The sequence below is a fragment of the Nocardioides sp. YIM B13467 genome, from assembly GCF_042788075.1.
GTDB lineage: Bacteria > Actinomycetota > Actinomycetes > Propionibacteriales > Nocardioidaceae > Nocardioides.
Map to the genome: position 1 here is coordinate 1,438,298 of NZ_JBHZPJ010000046.1, position 19,874 is coordinate 1,458,171.

Here is a 19,874-nt window from a genome sequence, read left to right on the forward strand (position 1 = left end):
GGGTCGGTGGGTCAGTAGTGGTAGAAGCCGCGCCCGGTCTTGCGGCCGAGCAGACCGGCGTCGACCATCCGCGCGAGGAGCGGGGGCGGGGCGTAGAGCGGCTCCTTGAACTCCTCGTAGAGCGACTCGGCCACGGCCTTGGTCGTGTCCAGCCCGATGAGGTCCGCGAGCGCAAGTGGTCCTTGGGGGTGGGCCGCGCCGCGTACGAGGCCCTGGTCGATGTCCTCGGCGGTCGCGAACCCGGACTCCAGCATCCGGATCGCGGAGAGCACGAACGGGATCAGCAGCGCGTTGACCACGAAGCCCGCCCGGTCCTGGGAGTCGATGGGGTGCTTGCCCAGGTCCTTCTCGACGAACGTACGCACGCGGTCGGTGGTCTCCGGAGCGGTCAGCAGGCTGGGCACGAGCTCCACCAGGGAGAGCACGGGGACCGGGTTGAAGAAGTGCAGCCCGATCACCTGCGCTGGCCGCTCGGTGGCGACCGCGAGCTTCATGATCGGGATGGAGGAGGTATTGGAGGCAAGCACGGCCTCGGGGTCGGTGACGATGGCGTCGAGCCGGGTGAACAGCGCAGTCTTGGCGGCTTCGTCCTCGACGATCGCCTCGATGACCAGGTCGCGGTCGGCGAGTGCTTCGAGGTCGCTGCTGACAGTGATGCGCTCCAGCACCTCGGCCGCATCGCTGATCTTGCCGCGCTGCTCGGCCCGTTCGAGGGAGGCCCGCAGCCGGTCGAGGCCGGCCTCGGCGGCCGCGGGGTTGGCATCGATGAGGACGACGTCCTTGCCGGCGCGTGCGGCGACCTCGGCGATGCCGGCACCCATCAGTCCGGCGCCGACGACGCCGATGCGGTTGAACCCGTTCATGTGCAGCCTCCTGTTGTTGGTACGCCGTACCTTATAGACGGAACGGCGTACCAACAAGTAGGTTCAGGTCATGAGCGAGAAACCTCGATCAGCGACGACGAAGGATCGCTTGGTCGCCGCGGCGTACGAACTGTTCGAGGAGCGCGGCTTCGACGCGACGACCGCCGAGGACATCGCGCGTCGCGCCGGCGTCGGGCGTACGACCTTCTTCCGCGCGTTCGGGTCCAAGGACGACGTGATCTTCCCCGAGCACGACCAGCTGCTCGGTCGCATCGACGAGCGTCTGGCCGCCGCGACCCCGGCTACGCGTGCGCTCGCGCTGAGCGAGGCCACCCGGGTGGTGCTGCGTCACTACCTCGACGAGGGGGAGCTGGCGCGTGCGCGCTACCGCCTGGTCGGCTCGGTGCCCGCCCTTCGTGCCCGGGAGACGGGTGGCATCCAGCAGTACCAGCGGCTGTTCGCGCGCTGGCTTCGGGAGTGGATGGCCCACCTGCCCGACGGGCATCTGCGCGCCGACCTGCTGGCCGCCGACCTCGTGACCGCGCACAACTACGTGCTCCGCCGCTGGCTCCGGGACCAGACCTCCGACCCCGAGAGTGAGTTCGACCAGGCGATGCGGGTCGCCCTCGAGCGCTATCAGCCCTCAGGGCTCGAGCCGTCCTCGACCGTGGTCGTCCTGCGCACCTCGGCCACACCCGCCGCCATCCAGGCTCAGCTGCAGCCGCTGCTCGACGACGAAGCGCCGTGAGCCGAGAGTCCGGCGGAGCGGTCGTGCTCAGCGCTTGGCCAGAACGAGCGCGTACGCCTCCTCCGGATCGGTCCACCAGCGAAGGTCGCGGAAGCCCGCCGCGGCGAGCTCGAGTGCGGCGATGCTTCGTCGGAACTTGCAGGACAGCTCGGTGAGGAGCTCTTCGCCTTCGTCGAACTTGATGACGAGGTCGAGCTCGCGCAGCTCCACGCGGGTGGATTCCTGTGCGACGAGTCGCATCTCGATCCGCTCCTCGTCGGTGTTCCAACGCGCCAGGTGCCGGAACCGGTCGAGGTCGAAGTCGGCGCCCAGGCTCTGGTTGAGAACGCGCAGCGCGTTGAGGTTGAACTCGGCGGTCACACCGGCGGAATCGTCGTAGGCGGCGACCAGCTTCCCGGGGTCCTTGACCAGGTCCAGCCCGAGCAGCAGACCTTCACCGGGCTGCATGGCGGCGGCGACCGATCCGAGGAACCGTTCGCGGCCGGGGCGGTCGTAGTTGCCCAGCGTGCTGCCGAGCAGTGCGATCATCCGGCGTCCCGGGGTCGGCAGCTGCGCGAGGTGCTGGTCGAAGTCGGCGACGACACCGTGCAGCGCGAGCCCGGGCCGCTCCTCGGCGAGTGCGTCCATCGCCTGGGTGAGCGCGCTGGCGCTGACATCGACGGGGACATATGTCGTCAGGCGACCTGTCTGCGTCAGCGCATCGAGCAGGAGCCGGGTCTTCTCCGAGGAGCCGGATCCGAGCTCGAGAAGTACCTCGGCGTCGGAGGCCTCGGCGATCTCGCGCGCATGCTCGGTCAAGAGTGCCCGTTCGGTGCGGGTCGGGTAGTACTCGGGCAGCCGGGTGATCTCCTCGAACAGCTCCGAGCCGCGCTGGTCGTAGAAGTACTTCGGTGGCAGCCACTTCGGCGACGCACTCAGGCCGGTGCGGGCGTCCTCCGCAAGGCTTTGACGCAGGTCCTCGGCGGTCAACAGGGTGGTGAGCCTGCCCCCGGCTGGTGTGCTGGTGCTGGTCTGGCCGTTGCTGTCGAGGGTCACGCGGGGTTCTCCTTCGGGTTGTGAAGCGGTGTGTCGAGTCGCCACCAGGTGGGCCCGCACGGGCTGAGGACGCCGATGGTGCGCGGCGGGATCGAGGTGGACGGAGCTCCTGCGAGCGGACGGCTGCTGACGACGTACTCCCAGGCCGCCGGCTCGACCAGGTGGCTGCCGTCGTCGCCGGTCAGCAGGGCGAGGTCCTCCCCGTCACTGAGGAGTACCGAGTAGCCGCCGACCGCGATCTCGTTGGCGATCTGGACCACGGCAGAGCCGACCGGCAGGCTCTCCTGCTGCGCCTTGTCGAGGATGAGCGTCCACGAGTCGTCGATGGTGCCGCTGACCGCGGCGGTCCATGGACCCAGTCGCAGCGGAGCGGGGCAGTAGTCGTGATGACAGGCCCAGTCGACGTGCGTCTGGGGCGGTCCGAGGATGCCGCGATGGGCACAGGTGACGGCAGCCGACCAAATCACGCACGACGCCCGTCGTCGGCGAGCCGGAGGCCGGTGACCGGCCAGCGCGCACCAGGCGGGAAGAAGTTGCGGTACGAGGCTCGGGTGTGTCCCGGCGGGGTGAGCGCGCAGCCGCCGCGGAGCACCATCTGGTTCGACATGAACTTTCCGTTGTACTCGCCGATCGCGCCGGCGGCGGGGTGGAAGCCCGGGTAGGGCAGGTACGCCGAGGAGGTCCACTCCCAGCAGTCCCCGAAGAGCTGTCGCAGGCCGCCGGTCGAGGGGCCGGCCGCGCGCGGGTGGAAGCTGTCCCGGTCGGCGAGGTTGCCGACCACCTCGTAGGTCCGGGCGGCGTGCTCCCACTCGGCCTCGGTGGGGAGGCGCTTGCCGGCCCAGGTGGCGTACGCGTCGGCCTCGTAGTGGCTCAGGTGGCAGACCGGTAGGCCCGGGTCGAGCGGTGAGGTGCCGTGCAGGGTGTGCTCGAACCACTCCCCGTCGGCCTCGCGCCAGTAGAAGGGCGCGTCCCAGGCCTCGGCGTTGACCCGCGCCCACCCGTCGGAGAGCCACAGCTCAGGGCGCCGGTAGCCACCGTCGGCCATGAACTCCAGCCACTCGCCGTTGGTGATCAACCGGTCGGCGAGCCGGTACGGCTCCAGCCACTGCTGATGGCGTGGCAGCTCGTTGTCGAAGCAGAACCCACCGCCCTCGGACCCGATCTCGACCAGGCCGCCGTCGAAGTCGACCCAGCCCAGCCGGTCGGTCCCGTCGGCCGCGACCGGCCGCCCGGCGTAGGTCGGCTGCAGCGGGTTGAGCGACAGCACGTGCTTGATGTCCATCAGGAGCAGCTCCTGGTGCTGCTGCTCGTGGTGGAAGCCGAGCTCGATGGTCGGAGCGAGCTTGGCGAACGTGCCCTCGTCCACGCGGTCGAGCAGGTCCCTGACCCGGTCGTCGACGTTGCGCCGGTAGTCGCCGACCTCGTACGCGCCGGGGCGGCTGATCACGCCACGCATCGGCCTCGCGTACCGCGGCCCTACCTGCTCGTAGTAGCTGTTGAAGAGAAACCAGTACTTGTCCTGGAAGGGTGTGAAGCCGGGCTCGTTCTCCGCCAGCACGAATGTCTCGAAGAACCAGGTCACGTGCGCGCGATGCCATTTGGTCGGCGAGACATCCGGCATCGACTGGACCGTCTGGTCCTCGGGGGAGAGGGGCGCGGCGAGGCGTTCGGTGTCGGCCCGGACTTCGTCGAAGCGGGCGATCGCGGTGGTCGTGTCCATCTCACGTCTCCTGACGGTGGAAGGTCGAGTACGGCGAGTGCTACGAACTACTCTGCCTGGTCGCCCAACCCGCGCCACGCGCTTTTAGCGGTTGCCACGACCGGGCCCATACCGGGCCCGGTCGTGGCAACCGGTCTCACACCGTTCGGTGTCAGCAGATGGCTTCTGCGGATGAATCGCAGGCGCTGAGGATCCGCTTGGTGACCTCGTCGACCTCGCCGAGACCGTCGACCTCGACGATGAGGCCTCGGCTGCGGTAGGCGTCGATGAGCGGCGCGGTCTGCTCGAGGTAGATCTCTTGACGGCGTCGGATGATGTCCTCGGTGTCATCGGCGCGGCCCTCGATCTGGGCACGCTGCAGCAGCCGCTCGACGACCTCGTCCTCGTCGACGACAAGGCTGATGACGGAGTCGAGGCCGTGGCCGGTGGGCTTGATCATCCCGTCGAGCTCCTCGACCTGTGCAAGCGTGCGGGGATAGCCGTCGAGAAGGAAGCCGTTGGCCGCGTCGGGCTCGCCGATCCGGTCGCGGACCATGTTGTTGGTGATCTCGTCCGGCACGTACTCGCCGGCGTCCAGGTAGCGCTTGGCCTCCAGGCCGAGTGGAGTGGCCAGCGATACGTTGGCGCGGAAGATGTCGCCGGTGGAGATGGCCGGGATGCCGAAGTGCTGGGCGAGGTGCTTGGCCTGGGTGCCCTTACCAGCGCCGGGTGGGCCCATGATGATGATCCGCATCAGCGACCCGCCATGGCCGCGTGATCGCCTGCGGCACGTTGCGCGCACGACCGGCACATCTCGGGAGACGTCATGTCGACGGGGAGCTCCCAGAAGGTGTACCAGAGCGCCGTCGGTTCTCCGCACGCCGTACGTTGGGAGCCGTTCCTTCGGATGTGTACGGTCCCCCAGGGCGACCGGTGGCGAGAGTGTCGGGGCTGTGTCTGCGGCGCCGTCGCGAGCCACTGCGTGCTCACGTTGCCACGTGACTGCGGCCTGGGGAGAGTTGCAGGCGCTGGTGTCATCACAGGTCCCTTCAGCTACTTGATCTCGGCGATGATGGCGCCGTTGGCGACGGTCTCGCCGACGGTGGCGTTGAGGCCGGTGATGGTGCCGGTTTTGTGGGCTTTGAGGGGTTGTTCCATCTTCATGGCCTCGATGACCACGACGACGTCGCCTTCGGTGACTTCTTGGCCTTCTTCGACCGCGATCTTGACGATGGTGCCTTGCATGGGGGAGGTGACCGAGTCGCCGGAGGCGGCCGCGCCGGTCTTCTTCGCGGACCGCTTGGGCTTCTTCGCAGCCCCTGCGCTGCTGTTGCCGACCGCGAGGCCGCCGAGTCCGGCGGGTAGGGAGACGTTGAGGCGTTTGCCGCCGACCTCGACGATCACGGTCTGCCGCTCGCCGCCTGAGCCGTCGTCGGCGGGTTCACCGGCAGTGCCGGCGTAGGGGGTGATCTGGTTGTCGAAGTCGGTCTCGATCCAGGTGGTGTAGACCTCGAAGGAGCCGTTTTCGGCGGTGTAGGCGGGGTCGGTGACCACGGCCTGGTGGAACGGGATGACGGTGGGCATGCCGTCGACCTGGAACTCATCGAGTGCCCGGCGGGAGCGCTCCAGGGCCTGGGTGCGGTCGCGGCCGGAGACGATCAGCTTGGCGATCAACGAGTCGAACGAGCCCGGGATGGTCTCGCCCTTCTCATAGCCCCCGTCCAGGCGTACGCCGGGCCCGGCCGGCGGTGCCCACTCGGTCAGGGTGCCGGGGGCCGGCATGAAGTTGTTGCCGCCGTCTTCGGCGTTGATGCGGAACTCGATGGAGTGGCCGCGGACCTCAGGGTCCTCATAGCCGAGCTCCTCGCCGGCGGCGATGCGGAACATCTCCCGGACCAGGTCGATGCCGGTGACTTCCTCGGAGACGCAGTGTTCGACCTGGAGGCGGGTGTTGACCTCGAGGAAGGAGATGGTGCCATCGGCGGCGACCAGGAACTCACAGGTCCCGGCGCCGACGTAGCCGGCCTCGCGCAAGATGGCCTTGGAGGACTCATACAGGCGCTTGTTCTGCTCGTCGGTCAGGAACGGTGCGGGGGCTTCCTCGACCAGCTTCTGGTGGCGACGCTGCAGCGAGCAGTCACGGGTGGAGACGACGACGACGTTGCCGTGGGTGTCGGCCAGGCACTGGGTCTCGACGTGACGGGGGCGGTCGAGGAACTTCTCCACCAGACACTCACCGCGACCGAAGGCACCCACGGCTTCACGGACGGCGGATTCGTAGAGGTCGGGGATCTCTTCCAGGGTCCGGGCGACCTTCAGGCCACGGCCACCGCCCCCGAAGACGGCCTTGATCGCGACCGGGAGGCCGTACTCTTTCGCGAAGGCGGTGATCTCGGTGGCGTCCTTGACGGGGTCCTTGAGGCCCGGCGCCAACGGGGCACCGGCCTTCAAAGCGATCTGCTTGGCCTTGGCCTTGTCACCCAGGGCGTCGATGGCCTCGGGGGAGGGCCCGATCCAGGTCAGCCCGGCCTCGATCACCGCGGTGGCGAAGTCGNTTCGTTGTGGACAGTGAACGAAGTTGAGTTGATTCGACTCAACTTGTTTGCAACACTCGGCGGCAGCAGCCGCCAGGGCGGTGCAGACCACAGGCTTCCGGGGCTCCCCGGATTTCCACATACACACAGCTTCAACAAGCGGAGGTAGCAAAGATGGCACGTGCCGTCGGTATCGACCTCGGGACCACCAACTCGGTCGTCTCGGTTCTGGAGGGTGGCGAGGCCACCGTCATCGCGAATGCCGAAGGCGCCCGTACGACGCCTTCCGTGGTCGCGTTCAGCAAGTCCGGTGAGGTGCTGGTCGGTGAGGTCGCCAAGCGCCAGGCCGTCACCAACGTGGACCGCACGATCAAGTCGGTCAAGCGTCACATGGGCACCGACTGGAAGGTGTCCATCGACGACAAGGACTTCACGCCGCAGCAGATCAGCGCGTTCGTCCTGCAGAAGCTCAAGCGCGACGCCGAGGCCTACCTCGGCGAGACGGTGACCGACGCGGTCATCACCGTCCCGGCCTACTTCTCCGACGCCCAGCGCCAGGCCACCAAGGAGGCCGGTGAGATCGCGGGCCTCAACGTCTCCCGCATCGTCAACGAGCCCACCGCCGCCGCGCTGGCCTACGGCCTCGACAAGGGCGACGACCAGACCATCCTCGTCTTCGACCTCGGTGGCGGCACGTTCGACGTGTCCCTGCTCGAGATCGGTGAGGGTGTCGTCGAGGTCAAGGCGACCTCCGGTGACAACCACCTCGGTGGTGACGACTGGGACAACGCGATCGTCAAGTGGATGGTCGCGAAGTTCAAGGCCGCCAACGGTGTCGACCTGGCCGCCGACAAGATCGCCGCGCAGCGCCTCCAGGAGGCCGCCGAGAAGGCGAAGATCGAGCTCTCCTCGAGCCAGAACACCTCGATCCACCTGCCCTACATCACCCACGGTGAGTCCGGCCCCCTCCACTTCGAGGAGACCCTGACCCGGGCGGAGTTCCAGAAGATCACCGCCGACCTGCTCGACCGCACCAAGAAGCCGTTCGAGTCCGTCCTCAAGGACGCCGGCGTCGCCCTCAAGGACATCGACCACGTCGTCCTGGTCGGCGGTTCGACCCGGATGCCGGCCGTGACCGACCTGGTCAAGAGCCTGCTCGGTGGCAAGGAGCCCAACAAGGGCGTCAACCCCGACGAGGTCGTCGCCGTCGGCGCCGCGCTGCAGGCCGGCGTGCTGAAGGGCGAGGTCAAGGACGTACTGCTCCTCGACGTCACCCCGCTGAGCCTCGGCATCGAGACCAAGGGCGGTGTCTTCACCACCCTGATCGAGCGCAACACCACCATCCCGACCAAGCGCTCCGAGATCTTCACCACGGCTGACGACAACCAGCCGAGCGTCGAGATCAAGGTCGCCCAGGGCGAGCGCCCGATGTGGTCGGAGAACCAGCCGCTGGGCAACTTCGAGCTCACCGGCCTCCCGCCGGCGCCGCGTGGCGTGCCGAAGATCGAGGTCGCCTTCGACATCGACGCCAACGGCATCGTGCACGTCTCCGCCAAGGACCAGGCCTCGGGCCGCGAGCAGTCCATGACGATCTCCGGCGGCTCCGCGCTGTCGAAGGACGACATCGACCGCATGGTCAAGGAGGCGGAGCAGTACGCCGAGGAGGACGCCAAGCGTCGCGAGTCCATCGAGATCCGCAACCAGGGTGACAGCCTCGTCTACACCACCGAGAAGTTCATCACCGACTCCGGCGACAAGGTTCCGGACGACGTGAAGACCGAGGTGCAGGCCGACCTGGACGCCCTGAAGAAGGTCCTCGAGGACGCCGAGGCCGACAAGGACGCCATCCAGACCGCGATCACCAAGCTCGGTGAGTCCTCGCAGAAGATGGGCGCGGCCATGTACGCCGCGGCCGAGGCCGAGCAGTCCGCTGCCGGCGGTGCCACCGGTGCGACCGGCGAGGCCGACGACGACGTCGTCGACGCCGAGATCGTCGACGAGCCCGTCGAGGGTGAAGAGGGCGACAAGAAGTGACGAAGCGCCGCCCCGGCGGGGCGGAGGAGGCCGTCGAGGAGACGGCCGCCGAGGCCCCGCCGCCCGAGACCGACGACCTTGAGGAGTCGACCGAGGGCTCCGAGGTGGACGCTCCTGAGGGCGACGCCCCGGACTCGGACGACGCCGCCGCCGAGGCAGGATCCGACGAGGATGGCTCTGCCGAAGAGGCGGAGGACAAGGCGGACGAGGCAGACGACGAGGAGGACGTGATCGAGGACGACAGCGAGGTGGACTTCATGGGCGATGCCGCCGACGAGGTCGACAAGCGGGTCGCCGAGCTGACCACGGACCTGCAGCGTCTGCAGGCCGAGTACGTCAACTACAAGAAGCGGGTCGACCGTGACCGCGAGCTGGTCTCGCAGAACGCGACCTACAAGGTGCTCGCTCCGATCGTGGAGGTGCTCGACACCATCGACCGTGCCCGCGAGCACGGCGAGGTAGACGGCGGCTTCAAGGCCGTCGCCGACCAGCTCGAGAAGATCGTGACCAACCTGGGTCTGAAGAAGTTCGGTGAGCCGGGCGACGTCTTCGATCCCAACCGTCACGAGGCGCTCAGCCACATGGGCACCGACCCGGACGTCGAGGAGACCTCGGTCAAGCTGGTCGCCAAGGCCGGCTACATGATCGGCGACCGGGTGGTCAGGGCCGCGCAGGTCCTGGTCGTCGACCCGGAGTGACAACGATGGGTGGCCGAGGCTGTCGAGCGGTGCATCGAGCTTGTCGAGATGACATCGACCGCCTCGGCCGCCGAGAAGAAGGGAGGAGGGGCTAGGTGGCTGAGAACGACGGGATCCGGCCGGACTGGATCAACAAGGACTACTACGCCGAGCTGGGTGTCAAGAAGGACGCCTCGGGCGACGACATCAAGAAGGCCTATCGCAAGCTCGCGCGGGCCAACCACCCCGACTCCAACCCGGGCGACGACGCCAAGCACGAGAAGTTCAAGAAGGTAGCCGAGGCCTACGACGTCATCGGCGATGCCGAGAAGCGCAAGAAGTACGACGAGGTCCGCACCCTCGGCGCCTCGGGCGGGTTCCCGGGCGGCTTCGGTACGGGCGGCGGCCGCGGCTACAACTTCGATGACCTCTTCGGCGGCGGTGGCGCCCAGGGCGGTGGCCTCGGCGACATGTTCGGCGACCTCTTCGGGGGAGCCGGCAGCGCCGGCGGAGGCTTCGGCGGACGGCGTACGACCCCGAGGGCTCGGCCGATCAAGGGTGCCGATGTCGAGACGAGCGCCACGATCGGGTTCACCGACGCGCTCGACGGCGTGACCATCTCGTTGCGGCTGACCTCGGACGCCGCCTGTCCCGACTGCAACGGCACCGGGGGCAAGCCTGGCACCAAGCCGCGGGTCTGCCCCGAGTGCGAGGGGGCCGGCTACGTCGTCAACTCCGTCGGCGGGGCGTTCTCGATGAACGAGACCTGCCCGCGCTGCGGTGGCCGCCAGCTGATCTACGACGAGGCCTGCCCGACCTGCCACGGCTCCGGTCGCGGCACCTCCGCGCGCACCATCCAGGCGCGCATCCCGGCCGGCGTCAAGGACCGTCAGCGGATCCGGCTCAAGGGCAAGGGTGCCGCCGGTGAGAACGGCGGCCCTGCCGGTGACCTGTACGTCACCGTGCACGTCACGCCCCACCGCGTCTTCGGCCGCAAGGACGACAACCTCACCATCGACGTGCCGGTCGGCTTCGACGAGCTGGCTCTCGGTGCCGAGGCCAAGCTGCCGACGCTGTCGGGCTCGCCGGTGACGCTGCGGATCCCCGCGGGGACCCCCAACGGGCGTACGTTCCGGGTCCGCGGCAAGGGGTTCCGCCGCGCGGACGGCACCGTGGGTGACCTGCTCGCGACCGTCGAGGTGCAGATCCCGGCCGTGCTCGACGCTGACGCCAAGGCTGCCGTCGAGGCCTATCGGGCCGCGATGGCCGGCAAGCCCCTGCGTACGTCTCTTCTCGAGGAGTGATGATGAGTGACGGATTCGGCAGCCCGGCGCCGGATGCCGCGGTCTACGTGATCAGCGTCGCCGCGGAGCTGACCGGGCTGCACCCGCAGACGCTGCGGACCTATGAGCGGATGGGCCTGATCACCCCGGGTCGCACCGGGGGCGGCGGGCGCCGCTACTCCTTCCACGACATCGAGCTGCTGCGCTCGATCGCGGACCTGACCGCGGCCGGCATCGGCATCGAGGGCGTGCGTCGCATCCTCGCTCTCGAGCAGCACGTCGACGCCCTGCGCCGGCGCAACGAGGAGCTGCTGCACGAGCTGGCCGCGACCCGCGAGGCGCTCGCCCAGGCGCGGGCGGCAGCGCCCGAACCGAAGGGCCCGACCAGCAGGCTTCCTGCGGTTCGCCAGGCCCCGCCAGGACAGGCGATCGTGGTCTGGCGGCGCCAGCAGCAGTAGCACTGTTTGCTATGAGATCACAGGAATGCTGTTGGCGAGTTGTGGATTTCGGTTAAAACCGATGTTGGTGCAATACCCGCATACTGATGAGTAAGCCGCGGGTGTCGGACCAACCCCCATATGGTCGGGGCACACGCGGCGGACCCGGTGGAGCCGACCCGAGACGGACCCGCCGGGTCCTTCCAATTTTCAAGCGAACTCAGCGGCCGGCGCCTTCAGTTGGGGAACGTCCCGGCCTGCGCTGCCGCCTTGCAGGACTGGTTGCCCGGAAGCAGCTCGATCTCCAGGTTCGGCAGGGTCACCTTGCCCTCGATCTGGGCCTGCCAGACGTCGCCGTAGACGGAGTTGAGGTCGGCGACGGTCGCGTCGATGCCGGTGAAACCCTGGCCGTTGTTGTGTCCGCCGTTGCCGCTCGCCTGGTACCACCTCGAGTCGAACGCCTGGGGCAGACCCATCGGGTTGGCGGCGTACGGTGCGCTTCCCGGGTTGGTGGTCAGGTCGGTCGAGGCCAGCCCGATCTGGGCGACCCCCTGCAGGTTGATCCCCGGGGCGGCCGCGGCACGGAGCTGGGTGATGTCGAAGACGGCCATCTGGGCGTTGATCTCGTTGGTCGCCGGGTCGTCGTCCCCGGAGGTGAGCCTGATCGTGTAGCTGCCGAGCATCCCGACCTCCTCCACCCGGGAGAGGCAGAAGCCGTTCATCGTCGCGCTCGCGAAGCCGGCACGCAGGACCGGCGTCCAGTCGCCGCCGCTGCTGGCGGCCGCCTGGGTCTGCACCAGCGAGGTGCCGAAGGCCGCGTCGGCGGCGTGGATGTTGGTCGAGGAGAACGTCGAGCTGCCGTTGTTGATCGTCAGCGTCGGGCTGAAGACCGCGGACGCGGAGGAGCCCATCGTCGCGACCATCCCGGCGAGCAGGCCGAAGCCGACAGTCGTCGCCGCGACCATGCGGCGCCATCGTGTCCCGTACGTGCTCATCCCGCGGTCACCGTGATCGTCGTGTTGGGAAGCTGGATCGAGTTGAGCGGGTTCGTGGTGCCGCCCGGGGGATAGACGTACGGGTCGTTGCCTGCGTTGTTGTCGTGGGTGAACAGGTAGTAGAACTCCAGGTTCGCCGCCAGGATGTTGTAGTCGCCACCGGCCGCGAGGCCGCTGAGGATCGCGGTGACCAGGTCGTTCCAGCCGCCGGTGCCGTCGCCGGCGAGCGTCCGGATCTTCATCCGGCACGAGTCGCCGTTCCAGCCGGCGGTGCAGATGGTGTTCTTCTGCGAGGTCGTGGTCAGGCCGGCGGCGATGATGAGGATGCCGGCCAGGTTGGTGACCGTTCTCCACGGGATCGCCACCCAGGAGTCGCCGGTGGTGAGCAGGTTCGTCTTCACGCCCGGCCCGCCGACGGTGAACGGACCGTCCGGAGCGATCCGGAGGGTGTGCGCCACCTTCGCACTGGGGGCGGGCGCCGTCGTCGACCTCGCGGAGAGCACCGGAGCGCCGAACGAGGCGACGTTGCCGCGGAAGACCAGGTCGCTGAAGGCGATCTGGAACAGGCACATGGAGCCGGTGGCGGCGTAGTAGTAGGTGAAGCCCTTGTTGCTGTCGCAGTTGCCGTCGCTGCTGTTGGTGTAGATGCCACGCACGTCGGCGGCGACGTTGGTGGTGCTGCTCCCGTTCGGCTCGCCCGCGGTCAGGATCCACCGCGTCCCGGACAGGCAGGGGAACATCCGGGTCCCGAAGAGGCGGCTCTGGAAGGTGCCGTTGTCGCCACTGTTCTTGAGCGGCACGACCTGCCGTCGTTGCTGCGGGTTGCTGCTGCCCGGCTGGTCGCACTGGAACGGCTGATAGCTGTTGTTCTGGCTGTTCGCCTCCGCCCGGTCGTCGGGTGACGGCCACAGTGCCGAGGACATGATGAGGAGCGCGATCGCGGTGACGACGACGAGGCGTTGCCTGCCGACGGTGAGCTGGTGGGACACGGCGGATCAGCCGCCGGAGGTGACACGCTTGGACGGCCGCGGCTTCTTCTCGCCCCAGGACCAGATCATCGAGCCGCCGATGATGCCGAGGACGGAGCCGAGGACGAAGCCGCCCAGGTTCGCAGTCGGGAACGCACCGAGCGCGATCAGGAACGCGACGATCCCCGAGAGCGACTTGTAGTGCGGTGCCAGCCAGGTGACCAGCCCGAACATGATCAGCGCTCCGCCCATGACGTAGCCGGCGGAGTACGACCAGCCGCCGGTCAGCGCGATGCCGATGTCGAACGACATCCAGTAGATGATCCAGGTGCCGGCCACGATGAGCCACAACGCGCCCCAGAAAGGTCGGGTACGCCGCCACGCGCGGAACCACGAGCGGACCGCTGCCACGAACGCGCCGAGCCGGTTGCGGCGTACGTTCTCCGGCCGGGAGTCGGTGGAGAAGCCGAGGTCGTCTGTCAACGACCGGGTGTTGGATGCGGTCATGAGCAGTCGGCCTGCGTCCTGGCCCCGGGGACGACCTTGATGTTCAGCTCCGGCAGGGTGATGTTGCCCTTGAGGTTGAGTCCGTAGCTGTTTCCGTTGAGGCCGGCCACGTTGAGCTGGCGGGCGTAGAGGCCGAAGGCGCCTGCCTTGGGCAGCTGGTTGGCGTTGCCCTCGAAGGTGAGTCCGGCGGAGTCACCGACGGTCTCGGCCGACTGGCCGAGGTTCATGCCGGAGATCTTGTTCCCGTAGCCGCTGAGCGCATCGGCGTTGATGAACAGGTTGGTCGCGGAGATCGCGTTGCCGAGGCTGCCGTCGGTGAGCTTGCCCGTGCTCGGGTCGGTGGTGGTGCCCGTCGGGATCGTGCTGCCGCTGTAGCTGTCCGGGATGTCGTCGCCGGCGGTGATCATCAGCGAGTAGCTCCCGACGAGCGGGATGTTCTCGGTGGCGATCCCGCACAGACCGGCGAGCTTGGCCTCGTGGATGCCGAGCTCGGTGACACCGCACTGGGTCTGTATGTCGGCGACCCCGGGATCGCAGTCCGTGGCCCCCTGGCGGCTGGTCGGGGCGAGATAGCCCGCGGCGTGCTCGGCGTCGAGGTAGTTGGAGTAGAGCTTGAACTTGGCGTTACCGGTGGTGAAGTTGACCGCCAGGGCGTTCTGCGAGACCGCGCCGAACATGGCCAGGAGGGCGGCGCTCCCGACGATCATCAGCGGCAGCGAGCGCTTGCGGCTGCCGCGACGCACGGACTCCGCATCCGCCTTCATCTGTGCCGACTGCTCCGCGGCACGGTCGATGGCGGCGTACGCAGCGCGGTAGATGCGGCCGGTGAGCCGGCCCCACGCGCCGAGCACGCCGGACTCCTCGCCCCAGGGGTCGGACCGCTCGAAGCGGCGGGCGCGGGGGCTCATGCGGTCGCTCCGCTCCGGGCCGGCTTGCGAGCCGCCTTGCGGGCGCGCTTGCGGGCGTCCTTCTCGGCGATCTTGGTCAGCTGCTCGTCGGTGTAGGGGGTCCAGGCGACGATCAGCGCGCCACCGGTGACACCGGCGACGGTGCCGATGATCAGGCCGCCGAGGTTCGCAAGGGGGAGTGCCGCGATCGCGAGCGCGACCGAGACGATCCCCGGGAACGTCCGCTGCGCCGGCATGAACATCGCGATCAGCGCCGCGGCGGCCATGGTGAAGGAGATCAGCACCGGCGGCAGGGTCCTGTCGCCGAAGGCTGCGAAGATCGTGAAGTCGAGCTGCTTGGAGAGCATCGAGGACCCGATCAGCCATGACGACCACAGCAGGATCAGGCTTCCCCAGAAGGGGCGAGTGCGCCGGAATCCCCTGAATCCACGCGGAGTGGGGGCGGCGGCTGAGGTGGTCACGGTGGGTGCTTCGGGGTCGATCGGCGTCTTGTCAGGCATGGGTTCTCCGGCGGGGGCTGGGGCAGTGGTGTTGGCGGGCGCTCCGGAACGCCCGCCAACGACTACTGGCTGCTGGGTTGGAGTACTACGGGGTGGGGTTGAGCTGGATCGACAGGTTGCTGAGGCTCAGCGAGCTGAGCTGGACCGCGTACGCCTTCGCCGACAGGTTGTTCAGCTCCTGCTCGCCACTCTGGCCGGCGGTCTGCGCGGCCTGGAGTGCGAAGCCGTCCGCCACGTAGCCGGGGTCGCCCGGGTCGAAGCCGGCGTCGGCCTGCGACTGACCCAGGGTGACGTTGGCCATGGTGGCGCCCTCCGGAGTGTTGAGCGAGGCAGCGTTCAGTGCCACGTCGCCCAAGTCGATCGCCGGGTCGCTCGACGTGATCCCCAGGTTGAGGCTCAGGCCCGGGAGGACCTCGACCGCGGGGGTGACGACATCGAGTCCGTTGGCGACAGACCCTTGCGTCTCAGCGTAGATCGTGCCCTGGTTGTTGCCGGCAGAGCCGATCTCAGTGGCGCCGGTGCGCATCTTCAGCGCGTCGGCCGTGAGGCTCGTGCTCATGTCGAACCCGCCGGTGGACGAGATGACCGCTCCGACCATGCCGGACAGCATCGCGTACCCCATGCCGGCGGAGACGACCGCCGCCGGCAGCGTCACGGCCGCGAAGCGGCCGAGACTGGTATGCCCCATCTTGTTCATATGTGCTCCCTCGTTGGAACCCGTCCCTCACGGGCTGATGAACCCGAGAAAAGTGCGCCGCCCACGGCCCCTAATACCCTGGGTGGCATCACAGACTGTGACGGTCACCACGTGCTACGGTCAAGCAAATCTGGACATTTGATCCCTAAATGTCTACCGAGTGAGGTGATCCTTGCGTGGGTTTGTCTTCGCTGTCATCGATCTGCCCGAAAGAGGGTCTGGTTGTGTTCGGAAGACCTATGAATGCGCGTCTCGCTGACGAACGCGGCTTCGCCGCAACGGCCGTCGGGTGGGTCGCGCTGGTGGCGTTCCTACTGGTGATGACCGTCGTCGTCGCCGCGCTCTTCGGCTCGTTCACGGTCAAGGGGCGCAGCATGGAGCCGACGATGGTCTCCGGCGAGCGGATCCTGCTCGACCCGCTGCACAACGACGACATCCAACGCTTCGACCTGGTTCAGGGCATCGAGCCTGGACCGGAACGCTTCGGCGGTGGGTCACAGGTGGTCAAGCGGGTGATCGGGATGCCCGGCGACCGGGTCGCGATCGTCGGAGGCGAGAAGCCGGTCGTCTACGTGAGCCCCGCCGGGTCCGCCGACGTCTACCGGGTCGACAACCCCGCCTGGCCGGCCCGGATCGGGGCCGCGGCGGGCATGTGCTGCGAGCCGGACGGGACGTACGACGACGATGCCGCGTCCGGAGCCTGGGTGACCGTCCCGCGCGATTCGCTGTGGGTCCTCGGGGACAACTGGGGAGGCTCGACCGACTCCCGCGGGTTCGGCTTCCTGCCGGTGGCGGACGTCTCCGGCAAGGCCTGGCTGCGGTTGCTCCCGGCCGGCGCGTTCGGCGGATTCGGTGACGGTGGCGTCGAGCTGGTCGAGGTGGCCGCGCCTGTCGCCGGGCTGGACCAACGGCCGTGAGGAGGATCCTCGCGGCGAGCGGTGTCGCCGCCGCGGTCGTGGCCTTCGTCGCACTGGTCCTGGTGGTCGCCGCACTCGCCTTCTCCGTCACCGTCGACGGCACGAGCATGGAGCCGACGCTGAAGAACGGCGACCGGATGTTCCTCGAGTTCTGGACCCATGACGAGATCGAACGCTTCGACGTCGTCGAGGCGGACGCCCCGAGCGCTGTGTCCGGTGGTGGCACCCGGATCCTCAAGCGGGTGATCGGGATGCCCGGTGACCGGGTCTCGGTCTCCCGTGATGCGCGGGTGCTGGTCCGGCCCGCGGGCGAGGACGAGACCTATGTGGTCGAGAACCCGGCATGGTCCGCCGAGGCTGGTGCCGAGCTGGAGTGGCTGACGGTTCCCGAGGACGCCTACTGGCTCCTCGGCGACAACTGGAGCGCCTCCACCGACTCGCGCAGCTTCGGTTTCGTCGATGCCGAGGCCGTCCATGGCAGGGTTGTCTTCCGAATGCTCCCCCTCCGTCGGAACGGGATGATCACCCGGGACGTACGACTCGCTCCCGTCGAACCCGCTCGATCTTTGGATCGATAACTGGGTGATCGGTGGACATTTTGCCCCAAGTTGTCAAACGGTGGACTAGCCTTCGCGCCAGGGAGACCACGACACCGCTTGAACCTGGGGCGGTCTCGTGGATGAGGAAATGAAGGTCAGGTCTTGTGTCTAACACCATTTCGGCGGGGTTGACCCTGCTAGGCGAGTTCAACTGGTTCGAGTTCTGGTCGGTCCCGATCTTCACCGCCGTGATCGGCTGGCTCATCAACTGGTCGGGGCTGTGGATGCTCTTCTCCCCGATCCATTTCCACGGGATCACCGTCCCGGGGCTCAAGCAGATCGCCGGCTCGCTGCCGCGCAAGGTCCAGGAGATCCCGGGCATCCTGCGCGGCGGGCTCGGCTGGCAGGGGATCGTGCCGGCGCGGGCCGCGAAGATGGGCTCGATCGCCGTCGACCGGGCGCTGTCGCAGATGGCGACTGCCCGTGACTTCTACGAGCAGCTCGAGCCGGACAAGATCGCCGCCCACATCGTCGACGTCTTCCGTCCGGAGATCCCGCTGCTCGTCGACGAGATCATGTGGCGTGAGCATCCCCGGTTCTGGCGCGATCTGCCGCGCCCGCTGCGTACGGTCGTGATCCAGCGGGTCCAGGACCGGCTCCCGGAGGTCGTCGGTGACGTGACCGTCGAGATCGGCAACCACATCGACCAGATCTTCGACCCGAAGATCATGGTGATCGAGAACTTCGAGAAGGATCCCTCGATCATCGTGCGGATCTTCAAGGACTTCGGGGCCCGCGAGCTGCGGATGATGGTCGTCTTCGGGGCGATCTTCGGCTTCCTGCTCGGCATCCCGGTCGCCGTCGTCGACCAGGCCTTCCACATCTGGTGGCTGCTGCCGATCCTCGGTGTGCTGGTCGGCTGGACGACCAACCTGCTCGGCATGCTGCTCATCTTCGAGCCCGCCGAGCCCAGGCGGATCGGGCCGTTCAAGATCCAGGCGCTCTTCGCGCGGCGGCAGTGGCAGGCCTCCGACGTCTACGGCAAGCACATCGCCAAGGACGTGATCACGCTCGAGCACATCGGCGAGCATCTCCTCAACGGGCCGTCCGGTGACCGCACCCGCCAGATGCTCGCCTCGGCCCTCGAGCCGGCGGTCAACGCCGCGGTCGGACCGGCCTACGGTGCGGTCCGGGTCGCCGTCGGGACCAGGAGGTTCGATGCGATCCGGTCCTCGGTCGCCGAGCAGGCCGTCGACTACACGCTCACCCCGCTGCGCGACGCCGCCTTCAGTCAGCAGCAGTCGTGCAACATCCGCCGGCTGATCGCCGACCGGTGCAGGGCGCTGCCCCCGAAGACCTTCGTTGAGATGATGAGAGCCGCGATCAAGGAGGACGAGTGGCTGCTCTACGCCCACGGGGCGATCATGGGGCTGGCGGGCGGGTTTCTGCACGTGGCGGTCTTCGAATGGTGGAACGTGCTGTGAGCGCCCTCCACATCAACACCGAGCCGGGGGCCCGTCGACCTCGCTCGATCGAGCCGCCCGAAGAGCTCGTCGACGGTCGGGAGGGGATGCACCGCATGCCCACGCCGGCCCCGAGCGGCGGTCTCGTCGACGATGCCATGGAGGTCCTCCCGGGCCTGCTCAGGATCTCCGCGGTCACGGTCGCCCACACCGCGGGCTGGGGGCTGAGGACGTACGCCCGAGGGGTGGGGCGGGTCGCGAAGGCGGTCGTCGATCCAGACGAGGCGGTCCGGCTCACCGAGGACGTGGCGACCAACGCCCGCCAGGTGACCGCCCTCGCGAAGCGGGTCGCCACGGGCAACCCGGTCACGGGTCTGCTGGAGCGGTTCGCGCTGCCGGCCGCCGAGAGCGCGAGGGCGGCGATGGAGGGTCGTGCCGCGCGGGTCAACGGAGTCGCCCCGGGCACGGAACCCGACCGACTGCGGCGGACCGGCGAGGAGCTGCTGCGCCGCTCGCGCGACGTATGGGACGAGAACGAGCGTCACCCGGCCTTCGTGTCGATCCTCAACGAGCTGGCCCCCGACGAGGCCCGCATCCTGGTGCTGATGCTCAAGGGCGGCCCGCAGCCGGCCGTCGATGTGGTCGAGGGCGGTCTGATCGGCCATCTGCGCGGAGCTCGGATGATCGCGCGGGGACTGACCATGATCGGAGCGCAGGCCAGCGTGCGTTACCCGTCGCTGGTGCCGCAGTACCTCAACAACCTGACCCGGCTCGGCCTGGTCTGGCAGTCCGAGGACCCGGTCAGCGAGCTGATCCGCTACCAGGTGGTCGAGGCGCAACCCGACGTACTCGCGGCTCTTCACGCCAAGGGTGGTGCCCGGATCAAGCGGCGCTCGATCCACCTGACTCCGTTCGGGCAGGACTTCGCCCGGGCCTGCTTCGCCGACGTCGAGGATCTCGACCGGCTACCGAGCCATGAGATCCCGCCCGGCGCGGCGACGGAAGCCTCAACCGAATAGCAGACGCTTCAGGGTGTTTGCGTTCGCCTGTGGGTAGGGTACGCATACTGA

Annotated in this window: 20 protein-coding genes and 1 pseudogene; 9 read left to right on the forward strand and 12 right to left on the reverse strand. The window is 68.3% G+C overall.

Going from position 1 to position 19,874, the window contains the following annotated elements; translation table 11 throughout:
- Positions 1–11 precede the first annotated feature (11 nt).
- Complete coding sequence (locus tag ACFX43_RS14020; RefSeq protein WP_378823976.1) at positions 12–863, reverse strand: 3-hydroxybutyryl-CoA dehydrogenase; 852 nt, start codon at positions 861–863, stop codon at positions 12–14.
- Positions 864–933: 70 nt separating this feature from the next.
- Between ACFX43_RS14020 and ACFX43_RS14025 the strand changes: the two genes are divergently transcribed.
- On the forward strand, positions 934–1,611 hold the full coding sequence (locus tag ACFX43_RS14025; RefSeq protein WP_378823983.1) for a TetR family transcriptional regulator: 678 nt from the start codon (positions 934–936) through the stop codon (positions 1,609–1,611).
- Positions 1,612–1,638: 27 nt separating this feature from the next.
- On the opposite strand, the gene egtD is transcribed toward ACFX43_RS14025, so the two are convergent.
- The 5 genes and pseudogenes from egtD to ACFX43_RS14050 all read right to left on the reverse strand — a co-directional run.
- Positions 1,639–2,646 (reverse strand): L-histidine N(alpha)-methyltransferase, encoded by a 1,008-nt coding sequence (egtD, locus tag ACFX43_RS14030; RefSeq protein WP_378823989.1) that lies wholly within the window; start codon positions 2,644–2,646, stop codon positions 1,639–1,641.
- Positions 2,643–3,113: a hypothetical protein gene (locus tag ACFX43_RS14035; RefSeq protein ID WP_378823996.1), complete on the reverse strand. Its 471-nt coding sequence runs from the start codon at positions 3,111–3,113 to the stop codon at positions 2,643–2,645. The genes egtD and ACFX43_RS14035 overlap by 4 nt, the downstream gene beginning before the upstream one ends.
- Positions 3,110–4,366 (reverse strand): ergothioneine biosynthesis protein EgtB, encoded by a 1,257-nt coding sequence (gene egtB / locus ACFX43_RS14040; protein WP_378824007.1) that lies wholly within the window; start codon positions 4,364–4,366, stop codon positions 3,110–3,112. The genes ACFX43_RS14035 and egtB overlap by 4 nt, the downstream gene beginning before the upstream one ends.
- A gap of 151 nt (positions 4,367–4,517) precedes the next feature.
- Positions 4,518–5,099 (reverse strand): adenylate kinase, encoded by a 582-nt coding sequence (locus ACFX43_RS14045; protein ID WP_378824019.1) that lies wholly within the window; start codon positions 5,097–5,099, stop codon positions 4,518–4,520.
- A 299-nt stretch (positions 5,100–5,398) separates the two neighbouring features.
- Positions 5,399–6,907: pseudogene (locus ACFX43_RS14050) on the reverse strand (acetyl/propionyl/methylcrotonyl-CoA carboxylase subunit alpha); the annotation flags it as partial.
- 146 nt (positions 6,908–7,053) lie between these two features.
- Between ACFX43_RS14050 and dnaK the strand changes: the two are divergent.
- The 4 genes from dnaK to ACFX43_RS14070 all read left to right on the forward strand — a co-directional run bounded on the left by dnaK (position 7,054) and on the right by ACFX43_RS14070 (position 11,331).
- Positions 7,054–8,913, forward strand: coding sequence for a molecular chaperone DnaK (dnaK, locus tag ACFX43_RS14055; protein ID WP_378824033.1), 1,860 nt, complete (start codon positions 7,054–7,056; stop codon positions 8,911–8,913).
- Positions 8,910–9,611, forward strand: a complete 702-nt coding sequence (gene grpE / locus ACFX43_RS14060) for a nucleotide exchange factor GrpE (RefSeq protein WP_378824059.1) — start codon at positions 8,910–8,912, stop codon at positions 9,609–9,611. Before dnaK ends, grpE begins: the two co-directional genes overlap by 4 nt.
- A 95-nt stretch (positions 9,612–9,706) precedes the next feature.
- A complete protein-coding gene (locus ACFX43_RS14065) occupies positions 9,707–10,894 on the forward strand; it encodes a DnaJ C-terminal domain-containing protein (protein WP_378824073.1) in 1,188 nt (395 codons plus the stop codon).
- Positions 10,895–10,896: 2 nt separating this feature from the next.
- Positions 10,897–11,331, forward strand: coding sequence for a heat shock protein transcriptional repressor HspR (locus tag ACFX43_RS14070; protein ID WP_378824100.1), 435 nt, complete (start codon positions 10,897–10,899; stop codon positions 11,329–11,331).
- Positions 11,332–11,546: 215 nt separating this feature from the next.
- Here the strand turns inward: ACFX43_RS14070 and ACFX43_RS14075 are convergent, their stop codons facing one another.
- From ACFX43_RS14075 to ACFX43_RS14100, 6 genes are all read right to left on the reverse strand, one after another.
- The gene (locus ACFX43_RS14075) at positions 11,547–12,305 is read right to left on the reverse strand and encodes a DUF6230 family protein (protein WP_378824118.1); all 759 of its coding nucleotides are present in this window, start codon (positions 12,303–12,305) and stop codon (positions 11,547–11,549) included.
- Positions 12,302–13,294 (reverse strand): hypothetical protein, encoded by a 993-nt coding sequence (locus tag ACFX43_RS14080; RefSeq protein ID WP_378824125.1) that lies wholly within the window; start codon positions 13,292–13,294, stop codon positions 12,302–12,304. The genes ACFX43_RS14075 and ACFX43_RS14080 overlap by 4 nt, the downstream gene beginning before the upstream one ends.
- A gap of 6 nt (positions 13,295–13,300) precedes the next feature.
- Positions 13,301–13,780, reverse strand: coding sequence for a DUF6114 domain-containing protein (locus ACFX43_RS14085; protein WP_378824133.1), 480 nt, complete (start codon positions 13,778–13,780; stop codon positions 13,301–13,303).
- On the reverse strand, positions 13,777–14,688 hold the full coding sequence (locus ACFX43_RS14090) for a DUF6230 family protein (RefSeq protein WP_378824150.1): 912 nt from the start codon (positions 14,686–14,688) through the stop codon (positions 13,777–13,779). The genes ACFX43_RS14085 and ACFX43_RS14090 overlap by 4 nt, the downstream gene beginning before the upstream one ends.
- Complete coding sequence (locus tag ACFX43_RS14095; RefSeq protein ID WP_378824160.1) at positions 14,685–15,188, reverse strand: DUF6114 domain-containing protein; 504 nt, start codon at positions 15,186–15,188, stop codon at positions 14,685–14,687. The genes ACFX43_RS14090 and ACFX43_RS14095 overlap by 4 nt, the downstream gene beginning before the upstream one ends.
- Positions 15,189–15,273: 85 nt before the next feature.
- The gene (locus ACFX43_RS14100; RefSeq protein WP_378824207.1) at positions 15,274–15,885 is read right to left on the reverse strand and encodes a DUF6230 family protein; all 612 of its coding nucleotides are present in this window, start codon (positions 15,883–15,885) and stop codon (positions 15,274–15,276) included.
- 239 nt (positions 15,886–16,124) lie between these two features.
- Here ACFX43_RS14100 and lepB (ACFX43_RS14105) point away from each other — a divergent pair, with 239 nt between their 5' ends.
- The 4 genes from lepB (ACFX43_RS14105) to ACFX43_RS14120 all read left to right on the forward strand — a co-directional run bounded on the left by lepB (ACFX43_RS14105) (position 16,125) and on the right by ACFX43_RS14120 (position 19,823).
- Positions 16,125–16,802, forward strand: a complete 678-nt coding sequence (gene lepB, locus ACFX43_RS14105) for a signal peptidase I (RefSeq protein ID WP_378824214.1) — start codon at positions 16,125–16,127, stop codon at positions 16,800–16,802.
- Positions 16,799–17,380, forward strand: a complete 582-nt coding sequence (gene lepB / locus ACFX43_RS14110) for a signal peptidase I (RefSeq protein ID WP_378824221.1) — start codon at positions 16,799–16,801, stop codon at positions 17,378–17,380. The genes lepB (ACFX43_RS14105) and lepB (ACFX43_RS14110) overlap by 4 nt, the downstream gene beginning before the upstream one ends.
- Before the next feature lie 125 nt (positions 17,381–17,505).
- Positions 17,506–18,825, forward strand: a complete 1,320-nt coding sequence (locus ACFX43_RS14115; RefSeq protein WP_378824225.1) for a hypothetical protein — start codon at positions 17,506–17,508, stop codon at positions 18,823–18,825.
- Entirely contained in the window at positions 18,822–19,823 is a 1,002-nt protein-coding gene (locus tag ACFX43_RS14120) for an Abi-alpha family protein (RefSeq protein ID WP_378824233.1), read from the forward strand. Before ACFX43_RS14115 ends, ACFX43_RS14120 begins: the two co-directional genes overlap by 4 nt.
- The last annotated feature ends 51 nt before the right edge of the window (positions 19,824–19,874 follow it).

What these genes read in the sequence shown, in the direction of transcription:
- ACFX43_RS14090 (WP_378824150.1), bottom strand. Translation starts at nt 14,688, where the DNA reads ATGAGCCCCCGCGCCCGCCGCTTCGAGCGGTCCGACCCCTGGGGCGAG.
- ACFX43_RS14020 (WP_378823976.1), bottom strand. Translation starts at nt 863, where the DNA reads ATGAACGGGTTCAACCGCATCGGCGTCGTCGGCGCCGGACTGATGGGT.
- ACFX43_RS14070 (WP_378824100.1), top strand. Translation starts at nt 10,897, where the DNA reads ATGAGTGACGGATTCGGCAGCCCGGCGCCGGATGCCGCGGTCTACGTG.
- ACFX43_RS14075 (WP_378824118.1), bottom strand. Translation starts at nt 12,305, where the DNA reads ATGAGCACGTACGGGACACGATGGCGCCGCATGGTCGCGGCGACGACT.
- dnaK (WP_378824033.1), top strand. Translation starts at nt 7,054, where the DNA reads ATGGCACGTGCCGTCGGTATCGACCTCGGGACCACCAACTCGGTCGTC.
- ACFX43_RS14085 (WP_378824133.1), bottom strand. Translation starts at nt 13,780, where the DNA reads ATGACCGCATCCAACACCCGGTCGTTGACAGACGACCTCGGCTTCTCC.
- ACFX43_RS14095 (WP_378824160.1), bottom strand. Translation starts at nt 15,188, where the DNA reads ATGCCTGACAAGACGCCGATCGACCCCGAAGCACCCACCGTGACCACC.
- lepB (WP_378824214.1), top strand. Translation starts at nt 16,125, where the DNA reads ATGAATGCGCGTCTCGCTGACGAACGCGGCTTCGCCGCAACGGCCGTC.
- egtB (WP_378824007.1), bottom strand. Translation starts at nt 4,366, where the DNA reads ATGGACACGACCACCGCGATCGCCCGCTTCGACGAAGTCCGGGCCGAC.
- ACFX43_RS14025 (WP_378823983.1), top strand. Translation starts at nt 934, where the DNA reads ATGAGCGAGAAACCTCGATCAGCGACGACGAAGGATCGCTTGGTCGCC.
- ACFX43_RS14045 (WP_378824019.1), bottom strand. Translation starts at nt 5,099, where the DNA reads ATGCGGATCATCATCATGGGCCCACCCGGCGCTGGTAAGGGCACCCAG.
- ACFX43_RS14100 (WP_378824207.1), bottom strand. Translation starts at nt 15,885, where the DNA reads ATGAACAAGATGGGGCATACCAGTCTCGGCCGCTTCGCGGCCGTGACG.